This window comes from Sorangium sp. So ce693 (genome assembly GCF_051521375.1).
Lineage (GTDB): Bacteria > Myxococcota_A > Polyangia > Polyangiales > Polyangiaceae > Sorangium > Sorangium atrum.
The window spans coordinates 8,474,982-8,487,053 of record NZ_CP150347.1; the positions used below are offsets into that span (position 1 = coordinate 8,474,982).

General features: G+C 69.9%; 12 protein-coding genes. 4 read left to right on the top strand and 8 right to left on the bottom strand.

All coding sequences use genetic code 11. The annotated features are described in order from the left end of the window. Window positions 1–175: 175 nt before the first annotated feature. The 3 genes from WMF14_RS31455 to WMF14_RS31465 form a co-directional block, all read right to left on the bottom strand. A complete protein-coding gene (locus tag WMF14_RS31455; protein WP_437792209.1) occupies window positions 176–2,230 on the bottom strand; it encodes a sodium-translocating pyrophosphatase in 2,055 nt (684 codons plus the stop codon). Between the two features lie 301 nt (window positions 2,231–2,531). Continuing rightward, window positions 2,532–2,954: a DUF1810 domain-containing protein gene (locus WMF14_RS31460; RefSeq protein WP_437792211.1), complete on the bottom strand. Its 423-nt coding sequence runs from the start codon at window positions 2,952–2,954 to the stop codon at window positions 2,532–2,534. A gap of 67 nt (window positions 2,955–3,021) precedes the next feature. Further along, on the bottom strand, window positions 3,022–3,702 hold the full coding sequence (locus WMF14_RS31465; RefSeq protein WP_272094594.1) for a hypothetical protein: 681 nt from the start codon (window positions 3,700–3,702) through the stop codon (window positions 3,022–3,024). Window positions 3,703–4,578: 876 nt separating this feature from the next. Between WMF14_RS31465 and WMF14_RS31470 the strand changes: the two genes are divergently transcribed. After that, entirely contained in the window at window positions 4,579–5,889 is a 1,311-nt protein-coding gene (locus WMF14_RS31470; protein ID WP_437792213.1) for a hypothetical protein, read from the top strand. Between the two features lie 151 nt (window positions 5,890–6,040). Here the strand turns inward: WMF14_RS31470 and WMF14_RS31475 are convergent, their stop codons facing one another. Further along, window positions 6,041–7,513: a DUF5050 domain-containing protein gene (locus tag WMF14_RS31475; RefSeq protein ID WP_437792215.1), complete on the bottom strand. Its 1,473-nt coding sequence runs from the start codon at window positions 7,511–7,513 to the stop codon at window positions 6,041–6,043. A 525-nt stretch (window positions 7,514–8,038) separates the two neighbouring features. Here WMF14_RS31475 and WMF14_RS31480 point away from each other — a divergent pair. Beyond that, a complete protein-coding gene (locus WMF14_RS31480) occupies window positions 8,039–8,872 on the top strand; it encodes a hypothetical protein (protein WP_437792217.1) in 834 nt (277 codons plus the stop codon). 46 nt (window positions 8,873–8,918) lie between these two features. Continuing rightward, window positions 8,919–9,632 (top strand): hypothetical protein, encoded by a 714-nt coding sequence (locus WMF14_RS31485; RefSeq protein WP_437792219.1) that lies wholly within the window; start codon window positions 8,919–8,921, stop codon window positions 9,630–9,632. A gap of 172 nt (window positions 9,633–9,804) precedes the next feature. Here the strand turns inward: WMF14_RS31485 and WMF14_RS31490 are convergent, their stop codons facing one another. Continuing rightward, a complete protein-coding gene (locus WMF14_RS31490; RefSeq protein WP_373372163.1) occupies window positions 9,805–10,161 on the bottom strand; it encodes a four helix bundle protein in 357 nt (118 codons plus the stop codon). Between the two features lie 102 nt (window positions 10,162–10,263). On the opposite strand from WMF14_RS31490, the gene WMF14_RS31495 reads away from it, so the two are divergent. Continuing rightward, window positions 10,264–10,515, top strand: a complete 252-nt coding sequence (locus tag WMF14_RS31495) for a hypothetical protein (protein WP_437792220.1) — start codon at window positions 10,264–10,266, stop codon at window positions 10,513–10,515. A gap of 51 nt (window positions 10,516–10,566) precedes the next feature. Here the strand turns inward: WMF14_RS31495 and WMF14_RS31500 are convergent, their stop codons facing one another. The 3 genes from WMF14_RS31500 to WMF14_RS31510 are packed head-to-tail and all read right to left on the bottom strand — an operon-like array spanning window position 10,567 to window position 12,059. After that, window positions 10,567–11,016, bottom strand: coding sequence for a hypothetical protein (locus WMF14_RS31500; RefSeq protein WP_272094600.1), 450 nt, complete (start codon window positions 11,014–11,016; stop codon window positions 10,567–10,569). Further along, window positions 11,013–11,405: a DUF4150 domain-containing protein gene (locus WMF14_RS31505; protein WP_012238290.1), complete on the bottom strand. Its 393-nt coding sequence runs from the start codon at window positions 11,403–11,405 to the stop codon at window positions 11,013–11,015. The genes WMF14_RS31500 and WMF14_RS31505 overlap by 4 nt, the downstream gene beginning before the upstream one ends. Before the next feature lie 9 nt (window positions 11,406–11,414). Further along, window positions 11,415–12,059 carry a DUF3540 domain-containing protein gene (locus tag WMF14_RS31510; protein WP_437792222.1) on the bottom strand — a complete coding sequence of 215 codons (645 nt, stop codon included), beginning with the start codon at window positions 12,057–12,059 and terminating at the stop codon, window positions 11,415–11,417. Window positions 12,060–12,072: the final 13 nt, after the last annotated feature.

Consider the following 12,072-nt stretch of genomic DNA (forward strand, 5'->3'; position numbering starts at 1 on the left):
CGCCGAAGACAGGCCATTTACAGCACGGAAGCTCCGCTGTCAGCAGAGGAACTTCGATGGCTGAGGCAGGACATCCGCCTCCGTCGCTCGCGAGCGCGCGCGAGGCCACAAAAGCGAGAACGCGGCCGGTAGGGGCCGCGTTCTCCATCGTCGCTCGCCGCGACGGCGCGTCCGCTCAGGCGATGAGCGGGGCGATGAGGAGCGACACGACGCCCATCACCTTGATGAGGATCGAGATGCCGGGGCCCGAGGTGTCCTTGAAGGGATCGCCGACGGTGTCGCCGACGACCGCGGCCTTGTGGGCGTCGGAGCCCTTCGCGTGGCCGTCGAGGCCGCCCTTCTCGATGTGCTTCTTGGCGTTGTCCCAGGCGCCGCCGCCGTTCGCCATCATCAGCGAGAGCACCGCGCCGACGACGAGGGCGCCGGCCAGCGTGCCCGCGAGGACCTCGGGGCCGGCCACGAAGCCGACGACGACCGGCGCGAGCACCGCGATGGCGCCGGGCGCGATCATCTCGCGGATGGCGGCCGACGTGGCGATGTCGACGATGACCTTCGGCTGCGGGTCGACGCCCGGCTTGCCCTCGAGCAGGCCGGGGATCTCGCGGAACTGACGGCGGATCTCCTCGACGATCGCCCCGGCCGCGCGGCCGACGGCGGTCATCGTGAGCGCGCCGACGAGGCACGGGAGGAGCGCGCCGAAGAGGAGCCCCATGAGGACCTTCGCGTCCGTCAGATAAAGCACGAGCTCCGGCAGGCCCTTCGCGCGGCGGACCGCGTCGACCTCCATGTTGAAGGCGGCGAACAGCGCGACGACGGTGAGCACCGCCGAGCCGATCGCGAAGCCCTTGCCGACGGCCGCGGTGGTGTTGCCGACCGCGTCGAGCTCGTCGGTGATCGCGCGGACCTCCTTGCCGAGGCCGGCCATCTCGGAGATGCCGCCGCCGTTGTCGGCGATCGGGCCGTACGCGTCGACGGTCATGACGATCGCGGTCCCCGCGAGCATGCCGACCGCGGCGAGCGCGATGCCGTAGAGGCCGAGGTAGTGGTTCGAGATCCAGCCCACGGCGACGAGGGTCATGAGGGGGATCGCGACGCTCTCGAGGCCGACCGCGATGCCGCGGATGACGTTGGTGCCGGGGCCGGTGAGCGAGCTCTGGGCCACCTTGTGGATGGGGCCCATCGACGTGTAGTAATCGGTCACGAGGCCGACGATGGCCCCGCCCGCCGCGCCGGCCGCGAGGGTGATGACGGTGCCGGAGCTGAAGCCGAGCCCGGGGAGGATGCCGGCCGCCGCGAACACGACGAGGAACGGCGGGACGATGAGCGCGAGGCGCAGCACGCGGGCCGGCGGCAGGTTCTTGAGCGCGCGCGTGATGAAGATGCCGACGACCGAGACCGCGAGGCCGATCGTCGCGAGGAGCAGCGGCAGTGACACGGCCATCGCGCGGAGCTCCTGCTCGCTCACCGACGGGGCGAGCTGCTGCAGCTTGGCGATCGGCAGCGTGAGGCCGAGCGCGATCGCGGCGACGACCGCGGCCACGTAGCTCTCGTAGATGTCGGCGCCCATGCCCGCGATGTCGCCGACGTTGTCGCCCACGTTGTCGGCGATGACGCCCGGGTTGCGGGGGTCGTCCTCGGGGATGTTCGCCTCGACCTTGCCGACGATGTCGGCGCCGACGTCGGCGGCCTTCGTGTAGATGCCGCCGCCGATGCGGGCGAAGAGCGCGATCGAGCTCGCGCCGACGGCGAACGAGTGGACGATCGTCGCGAGGTGCTCGTGGCTGCGGAACAGGGCATAGATGCCGCCCAGGCCGATGAGGCCGAGCCCCGCGACGCAGAGGCCCATGACGGCGCCGCCGTCGAGCGCGGTGACGAGCGCGGTGGGCTTGCCGTGCGCGCGGGCGGCCTCGGCCGTGCGAACGTTGGCGTACGTCGCGGCCTTCATGCCGAAGAAGCCGGCGATGAGCGACAGGAACGCGCCGGCGGCGAAGGCGCCCGCGGACAGGAGCCCGAGCGTCGCGGCCAGGAGCGCGAAGACGGCGGCGGCGTAGACGGCGAGCACCTTGTACTCGCGCGCGAGGAAGGCCATCGCCCCCTCGCGGACGTAGCGCGCGATGCGCGCCATCGTCTCGTTGCCTTCAGGGGCCTTCTTGACACGCACGTAGAAGGAGCGTGCGACCATGAGCGCGACGGCGCCCGTTACGAGCGACTGGTACGACAATGCATCCACGGGTGATGGTCCTCTCGATCGCCCCCGGCCGGAGCGAGCGCCGGCTCACTCGTCCGTCCACGACGGCGGATCAAGTAGGAAATTGCGCTGCCTCGGTTCCAGACGGCCGCCCGGGGCGAAATCTTGAGCTGGCCTCCGGAACCTGGCGTCCGCAACGTCGGTCCTGCTGGCTCCCGCGCGAGCCGCCGGAGACCGTGACATCGGAATATTACAGATAGAGACGGTACACGCGACGCGAGAGAGCGCATCGACGCGCTGCGCACGGGGGGCGATCCAGCGGCGCGTCCGACGACGGCCAGCGCTACTTGAGCAGCGCGAGCGTTCGCGGATCGGGCTCGCCGCCGCAGTACTTGTCGAGCGCCGCGAGGAACGCCCCCTCGCCGGGGGCCGCGCGGGAGAACAGGGTCATCGACGAGCAAAACTTCATGTCATCGGGGCTATCGAAGATGTCGTACAGCGAGCGCCCCTCGATCTGGTTCACGAGGCGAGCGCACTCGAGCAACCTCGGACCGAGCGTCGGGTGCTGCAGATACGCCTCGGCTTCGGCCTTCGAAGCGATGCCGTACCGCTGGGCCATGGCGCTGTGACCCAGGCCCTTCAGCTGCGGAAAGATGAACCACATCCAGTGGCTGGTCTTCTCTCCTCGGCGCAGCTCGGCCAGGACGCGGGCATAGACCGGAGCCTGCGCGTCCACGAATCGTTGCAGGTCGTACGGATCGGACATGGGCGCTCCTCGACCCCAGAGTAGCGTTCGGTCGGGCCGCTCGACACCGCGGATCGTCGCGCGCGGCTCAAAGGCCCGTGTGCGTCCCCGTGATCCAGACGGTCGCGTGGGAGCCGTCGGGCTGCGTGGCCCAGGTGCGGACCCGGTACTTGCTCGTGGCGACCTGCTGCGCGGTCCCGTAGTTCTCGTGGAAGTAGACGAACGCCGGCGTCGAGCAATGCCCGCGGCCGGTCAGCGGGTTGTCCCAGATCCAGGCGCCCGCCTGCTCCTTGTACGTGAGCTGCACGAACTGGCTTGTGGCCGCGTCCCAGCGCTGCACGCGCGTGGCCATCTTGGTGTTCGCGCAGTCGCTCATCGCCTGCGACGCGTCGCTCCACGAGGTGGAAGAGGCCCCCCAGAAGGACGGCTGCACGTCGAAGCGGTAGGTCTCCGGGGTCTGGTGCTGGTAATAGCCCGGCACGGGGAAATCCACGATCGTCGTCGCTCGATCCTGCCCGATATCAGGACAGATGCCGTCGATCCACTGATAGGCGCGGACGTAGTTCTCGGTTGCTCCGACCGCGGTGAGCTGCGCGCTCGTGAAGTTCGGGTCGGTCCCCATCGCGCAGGGGTCAGGGTTTCCTCCGAGCGCCTCGGCGCTCTCCACGGTGTCTTCCTCATCGATGCTGCCGTCGTCCGCCGCGACGCAGCCCGTGATCATCGAGAAGGTGATGAGACCGAGACCGAGATGATACGCAGCAATCTTCATGGTTCGACTCCCCGTGGTATGCCGGCCTCTCGGCCGCGCCCGCACTCGCACTCCAACAGAGAGCAGGGAGCGTGCCTGCGACCATCCCCTGAGCGCTCCCGTGCCTTCGATGATCTCGCAGCGCAGGATCGCGATGCGGGCCGTGGGGCAGACCGCCGCTCGCCCCCAGCGATGGAGGCGGCAGCCTCCTCCATCGGCAGGGCGGTGAAGGCTTGCGCCTCCACCTCGGCCGCGATGATCGATTGCCCATGCGGAGCACGGAGCACCTCGGTGCCCTTTGTGTCATGGCGCTTGAGTAGAGGGCGGCGCGGGTCGTGGCACCAGGCGCCGCGATGCTCGGCTGCAACCGCTCAGGAGCCGTGGCGCCTTTCCCCTGGACCACCGTGCGTTCGGGTCGATGGCGTACACGAGATGCCAGGCCATCATCGATTTGAAATCATCGAGATGATGTCAAATTGGTCCCTAGATGGGAGACCATGGCCTGCACGCCCCATGGCTCGCAGGTCGTCATGGTCGAGCAGAGAGCGCGCGTTTCGAGGCGCGCTGGAGGAGCTCATGCCTCAAGTCTCGACGATTCTCAGGAACAGCAGGATGCATGCCGCCGTGGTAATGACATCCGCCATGGTCGGTTGCGCCGCGCCCCCTGAAAGCAAACAGGGGAGCCCCGAACCCGATGGGGCAGCGGCGTCCGCGAGCGCGCTCCGGGCGAATGACAGGCACCCACGGCATGGTCACGGCCACGGTCACGGCGCAGCGAGCTGCAATGATCACAACCCATGCACCCTGGACGCACGCGTCAGGCGGGCATGCGTCCATGCGCCCGCGCCGTATGGCCCGCCGCCGTCGCGAGCGCGAGATCGCTGCGGCGAGGGCGAGGTGTGCGACGGACACGGCGCCTGCGTGGAGCCGGGCGCGCCGCTCTGGAGCGTGAGCTTTCCCGGCGAAGCGTCGTTCGAGAGCATCAACGCAGACAGGGCCAGCAATGTCCTCCTCACTGGCCAGCTCAGCGGTACGGCCGACCTCGGCGGAGGCCCGCTCACGAGCGCGGGGCAGCGCGATGTGCTGATCGCGAAGCTCGATCCGGACGGCGAGCTCGTCTGGGCGAGGCGCTACGGCGGCCCTGGGGACGAGTTCGGCTCGAAGATCGCCGCGCTCTCCGACGGGGGCCTGGTGAACGCGGGAGGCTACGTCGACTCGCTGGATGTCGGCGCCGGGCCGATCCCCAGCGCCGGGCTGAGCGACATCTACGTCATGAGGACGGACCCGGCAGGGAACCCTGCGTGGGTTCGCCATTTCGGCGATCCCGCCTATCAAGACGTCTATGGCCTGGCGGTCGACGGCGAAAACAACGTGGTCGTCCTCGGCTCGTTCGAGGGGACTGTCGACTTCGGCGCGGGGCCGGTGAGCAGCGCTGGCGCGCAGGACATCTTCCTGTTCAAGCTGGACCCGGCGGGCAACACCCTCTGGAGCAAGGGCGTCGGGAGCGACTCCAGCGACGGGTCGGTCGCCCTCACGACGGACCCGATCGGCAACGTGTTCTTCGGAGGATCCGTGGGGACCGGCGCGGATCTGGGCGATGGGCCGCTCCCGGGCCCTCGGCTCTTCGTCGCGAAGCTGGATCCCGCGGGCAACCACCTCTGGAGCAGGGCGTTCGGAGACACGTCGGGCTTCATCCAGGACGTCGAGGCGGACCCGGCGGGCAACGTGGTCGTGGCCGGGCAGACGGGCATTCCCATCGACCTCGGCGCGGGGCCGATCATCAACGAGGGCTATCAGGCCGCGTTCCTCGCGAAGCTCGACGCGGCCGGGAACACCCTCTGGAGCAGGGGTTTCAGCGCGCCGGAGAGCCTTGTCGTCATCACCTCGATCGACGTCGACAGCCAGGCGAACGTGGTGGCCTCCGGGGTGCTCGTCGCCGACGCCTCGGCGACGCTCGACTTCGACGGGATCCCCTTCCCTTCAGGGCACAACCCGTCGAGCTACAGCGCGCGCACCTTCCTGGTGAAGCTCGGCGCCGACGGGCACGTGCTGTGGGTCGAGGGGTTCGACACGGAGCGCCCCTTCGGCATCGTCGTCGATCCGCGCGATCGCGTGCTGGCCACGGGGACCTTCACCGGCACCCTCGACCTCGGCTCCGGCCCGCTGACGGGAAACGAGGACACCTTCGTCGCGGCGTTCGGCCCCTGACCCACGGCGACCACGAGGGCGAGCCACGCGGGGGGGCCCGCCCGCGTGGGCTCCCATCCCGACGGCGGAGGGCGGCGAGCGCGAACAGGCACCGTTCGTCGGGTTCGCCCCTGCCCTCGCGCGCTCGCGGTCGCCGCCGGGACACGGACGATCAAGGAGCGTGGTAGGACGCGACCTGCCCCTGGTAGCGGTAGTCGCCGGCGTTGGACCAGAACACGCCCTGCCCCTCCGGGGCGAGGACGCGCCAGGGGACGGGCTGTCCGAACGCCAGCAGGACGGTCCTGTTGCTCTCGAGATCGTGCGCGTTGACGCTGCGGTTCCCGCGCGTATCCGTCGAGAACAGCGTCGAGCCCCGGAGGGCCAGCCCCGACATCGAGCTCCCCTGATGGACCAAGGTCTTCTGCCCTCCGGCGATGGGCGCCTTGAAGACGCCGCCGTCGCCGGCGTTGGCCCAGTAGACGAACTCCGCGTCCACGGCGATGCCGGCCGGCTCGGCCTCGTCGTCGGCGATGACGGTGACCTCCCCGCCCGACTTCGCCACCTTGTAGACCTTGTTGGTCGCGGCTCCGCCGGTCCAGTAGAGGTTCTCTGCGTCCTGCGCGAGGTACGCGGGCCTGCCGGCGTCCGACGCGAGGACGACCGGCTCGCCGCCGTCGAGCGGCATCGTGTAGATGTTCTCGCCGTCGCCGTCGCCGAAGTAGAGGGCCGACGCGTCGCCGATGACGCTCACGACATAGCCGATCTGGGCCAGCGTCTCCACCTCCAGGCTCGCCTTGTCGACGCGTCGGAGCGCCGAGGGGATCACCGGATCATCGTCGCCGCCGCTCGCCCAGTACACGTGGGAGCCGTCGACCCACAGCGCCTTGGGATCGGGATCGGCGGGGATCATCGCCTCTGGCTCGGCGGTGCCCAGCCTCACGCGGTAGATGAACCCGTCGTTGTTGTCCCCGGTCGCGACGTCCTCGGTTCCGCCGCTCGCGAAGTAGAGGAAGGACTCGTCGGCGGCCAGCGCGCTCGGGTAGCGGTGCTGGCTCGCCATCGGGGTCGGCAGGATCATCCCGGGATAGATCCTGGAGAGGCGGTCCGTCTCCGTGACGACGCTGTCCCTGGAGACGTCGTGTCGCGCGAGCGGCGCGAAATCGTCCGAGCCCTCCTGCGCGGTGAAGCCATAGGCGCCGAGGACCGTGTTGTCGCCAAGCTCCGCCTTGAGCTCCACGGTGATCGGCAGCGTGAGCGTGATCGGCCTGCCGAACGTCAGGCCCTCCGGGCCGAGCACGTACATGGGCCCCACCGCGCCCTCGGGCGCCTCGTCGACGCGCTCGATGGTGATCACCGTGTCCTCGCTCACCGCGCCTGGCGGCACGTCGATCGTGAAGCCGTCCTCCGCGGTGAAGGTCGCGCCCTGCGCATCGACGGAGAACTGCTGCCCGGACCCCGGCTGCGCGCCGGTCCCCGACGTGGCGCCGCCGCTCGCGTCGCTGCCGTTCACGTCGCCGCCGCCCGCATCGCCGCTGCCCGTATCGCTGCCGCTCGTGGACCGATTGCCCTTGTCCGTCCCTCCGCACGACGCGCTGCTCAGCGCGGCTGCCGCGCACGCCAACACCATGAATAAGGTCCTTGTCATCGTTTCGCTCCTCCGCGGGCGGTCGTCGCCGCCATGTCATGGAAGGCCATGGTTCTGCCGAGCTCGCCATGGGGGCGGCTGCGACATCACCCTTGATCAGACAACAGCGTAGCGCCCGATGTGGCGGTGGCGAGCTGAGCCAGAGCAGGTGAGAGACATACAGTCTTTACCTGTCAGGGTTATCCCAGGCGTCCACTCGCCATGCCCCTTACGCATCGTGGTTGTCCCACGCGTCCACTCGTTACGGTCCTTGCCCGTCAGGGTTGTCCCAGGTGCATGGTTGGACCGCGCGTCGCCGGCGACTCATGACTCGCCGCGGCGGGGCGGCGGCGCCGCGCGGGCGCTCAGGCCGCGCTCGACGACGGAGCGGGCGAGCGGCTCGCCAGCGTCGGGGCTTCCAGCGCCGCGCACGTCGACGGTGTGCGGGCGGATTGAGTTCGTGAACGGTCCGCGTATCCTGGCCCCGCTGCACCGAAGCCCCCCGCAGTTCCTCGGAGTCGTCGCGCGAGCGTGACGGGAGCCAGCATGCCGATCGGGCAAACGAAAGGGAGTATCGTACCGCATCACCGCATCGCCGCGCCGCGCGCCCGCGGCACGCGGGCCGCCGCGGTGCTCGCGGCGCTGCTCGGGCTCGCCGCGCCGGCGGCCGCGCAGGCGCAGGGCGCGCCGAAGCCGCCGCGCGGCGACGCAATGAGGCCCGCCGCGCCAGGCACGGCGCCGGCGACAGCGGGTGCCCCGATCGCTCCAGCGCCCGCCCCGATCGCTCCAGCGCCCGTCCCGATCGCTCCAGCGCCCACCCCGATCGCTCCGGTGCCCGCCCCGATCGCCCCGGCGCCGGTCCCCATCGCTCCGGCGGGTGGCGCGCTGCTGCCCATCGCGCAGGGCTACTACCTGCCGACGCCGCCGCTCCCGCCGTGGGCCAACCCACGGACCATCGAGTACGAAGAGGGGGACCCGATCCCGCGCGGCTACGCGCTCCGGACCAGGGCGGACCGCAAGCTCGTCACGGCGGGGCTGCTGACGTTCGGCATCCCGTACGCGCTCACGTTCACGGTCGCAGGCATCGCGTCGCTCGACAACGACGATTTCGGCGAGTTCGGGCCGCTGTTCATCCCGTTCGCCGGCCCGATGCTCGCGGCCGGGACCCTGGAAGCGGAGGGCGCGGGCATCTTCTGGCTCACGATGGACGCCGTGACCCAGGTGGGCGGGCTCCTCCTGTACGCCGCCGGTCTCGCGAACGAGGACGTCTACCTCGAGCGCCAGTTCACGGTGAGCTCACGCGACCCCGGGCCCGCGGTGACCCGCTGGCCTGCGGTTTCGATCGGCGCGTCCTCCGCTGGGCTCCGATGGCGATTCTGAACCGACGCCCCCGCGCCGACAGCCCTCACCCCGAAGGGAGACGCACGTGACCGCGATCCGCACCGTCCTCTCGCTGGCCGCGCTGGTTGGCGCGCTTGCGCTCGCAGCGCCGGCTACGGCGGAGGGCGAGGCCCCCCCGTCCGCACAGAGCGCGCCGCCGCCTGGCTACGCGCCGCCGCCTGGATACGCACCGCCTGGATACGCACCGCCTGGATACGCGCCGCCCGGCTACGCGCTGCCGCCTGGATACGCGCCGGCGCCAGACCACGTGCCGCCCGGCTACGTGCCGTATTCGCCGTCCGTCATCCTCGGCATGCCGCGAAAGCTGACCTACACGGAAGGTGGGATCCGGCCGGCGGGCTATCGCGTCGAGACGCAGATGAACCGCGGGCTGGTGGTCGCGGGGTCGATCGTCCTCGGCAGCGCGTGGGCGCTCGCGGCGCTGACGGCGGGGACCATCCTCAGCTCGGGAGACAGGGATGCCGTCAGCTACTCGCCGATGCTCGTGCCCGTGGGCGGCCCGTTCATCACGCTCGGCACGGGCGAGGAGGTCGACGTCGACGATGACGACGGCCAGCTCGCCGCCGCCCTCCTCCTCCTCGACGGGGCCACGCAGGTGACCGGCTGCGTGCTGCTCATCGCGGGCCTCGCCTCCAACCAGCGGGTCTGGGTGCGCGACGATATCCCTCACAAGGTGGCAGACCAAGCCCCCGAGCTCACCGTCGGCCCCGCGGGCGCAACCCTGCGCGTGCGCTTTTGAGGATCGAGCTCGCGTGAGCGAGCGAAACAGGTGAAACCCGCTCCCCCCCACGGTCACGAACGTGGTCGTGGTCGTGGTCGTAGTCGTAGTCGTAGTCGTGGTCGTGATCGTGGTCGTGGTCGTGGTCGTCAACGACCGTTCGTGAACGTGAACGTCCCCCAGAAGTCCTCTCTCATTTCCCACGATTCACCTCGCTCAGCGCCATCTTCGTGAGCATCGAGACCGTCCTCTCCAGCAGTTCGCGAGGCTCCACGAGCTCCTGTGCGGTGACGAGCCCCAGGGCTTCGAACACATCGAGGATCGCAGCGCACTCCAGCGCCGAGCCCCTCGCTATCGCATAGAACCGGCGCGCATCTCGCTCCGGCTTGCCGCTGCCCTCCGCGATGTTGAGCGGAACGGAGAGCGCCGCTCGACGCAGCTGATCAGCCAGCTCACCATGCCCGCGAGGAGATCGAGCTGCCAACGGAGCGCTGAGAGCGAGGAACGAGATGGCGCAGCGATAGACGTCAAGTCGTTGGAATCCGAACATGGCAGGGATTTCGACGCGACGTAAAACTCGGTTGCGCGGAATCGAACGGAGGTGGAGACAGTCGTCGGCCGAGGTTTCGGAAGAACGTTTACGTCTACGATCGTGTCGTCGACGACCACGACCACGACCACGACCACGACCACGACCACGACCACGACCACGACCACGACCACGACCACGACTACGACCACGACCACGACCACGACTACGACTACGACACGACGCGACTACGACCGCGTTTCCACCGGGAGAAGCGTCGCCATGTCGTTCGCGAACACGGACGGAGGCGGATCGAGCGGGAACTCGGAGAAGAACCGCGGGGTTTCGTGGCTCAGCAGCCAGGGCTGTAACTAGACCCTGCGTCGCCCGCGCCGCGGCAGGGCCGACCGTGCGTGGCCGTGCGCATCACACGGAGCGGCACGCGAAGATGTGCTCGATCGCGTCGATCACGAGCTGCTCCACCTGGTATGCGGTGATCTCGGCGGGGCTCGCGAAACGCAGGAGATCCATCGGCGGCGGCCTCACGATGAGATAGGCGAGGACCTCCGGCGCCTCGCGCCGCTGGATGACCGCGAAGGCGATGCGGTCCACCCCCGGCGGGGCGCTCGCTCCCCGGATCCCGAGCTCGAGCGCGATGCTCGGCGCCTCGGGCTCCTCATCGAGCGCGATGCGCGGAACGTGCCCGGCGGAGCGGAGCTCGGACGCGACCTCCTCGAGGACGGGCTTTATCACCTCGCCGCTCACCGCCCGGAAGGCGTCGTCGAAGGCCCGGCGATCGCTCGCGAGCTTCTCTTGCTGCCGCGCCGCATAGCGGCTCGTGATGAGCGCCAGGCGGTGCCTGCTATGGTCCCTCACGGCGCGAGGAGGAGCACTTTGACCTGGCTCGGGACGATCGATACGGCCGGGCAGTTCGTCGAGTTCGTGATCGTCATGCTGGTCAATCGCGTGGCCGGGATGCCGCCGGCAAGCACGGTGAACGACGCCGTGACATGCCGCGACGGGCCCATCACCATGCCCGAGGCGACCCCTAGGGCGACGCCGGGATTGTCGCCGTTCGTGAGCGGCACGGTGGTCGCCAGGTTGTGCGCCGGCGTGCACATGAACAGCACGTTGTACGCGGCCGGGATGCCCATCGGCTGCATCGCGATGTTCGGGTACGGGACCGGGGTCGGGGCCGGCATCGGCGTGAGGCACACGTCGGGTGCGCCGAGAGACATGCCCATCATCTGCGTGTTCGCGAACATCTCGCCCCCTCAGCCAAGGTGGATCTGGGAACCGTCGATCTTGGTCAGCCCGCCGCTGTTCACGAGCGTCGTCTCCGCCTTGACGTGGAACGCGGCCCGCGCCTCGATCTCCAGGTACTCGGCGCGCACCGTCTCGGAGCGCGCGATGAAGCGATAGGCCCGGTCGAGCCGCTGGACGAGGCGCTCGGCGACCGTCTCCACCGACTGCGCCACGGTCTTGATGCGGTCGACCTTCGCCGTGAGGCTGTCGCCGAGGAGGCTCAGGACCCCGACCACCGCGTCGGCGCGCGCCGCCGACAGGCGCGCGGATCCCGCGGCGATCGTGGCCTCGGCGGGCGTGATCAGCTCGACCCCATCGCGCCCGCTCACCGAGACCCTGCCCGACGCGGCGGCGATCTCCAGGTCGCCCTCGGCCGAGAGCCGCGCCGGCGCCACGTCGTCGCGCTCGAGCACCGCGAGCACGTGCGAACCGCGCTCGTGGTGCGCGACGAGCACCTCGTCGCCGAGGGCGGGATCGAGCAGACAGCTGGCGGCCCGCCGCGCCTCCAGCTCGCCCGAGCTCGACCTGACACGCAGGCTGCGACCCGAGACGCCCACCACGATCGCGACCTCCTGCGCAGGCCACGCCAGCTTCCTTGCCAGATTGTCTCTCATCGGTACCTCCGTG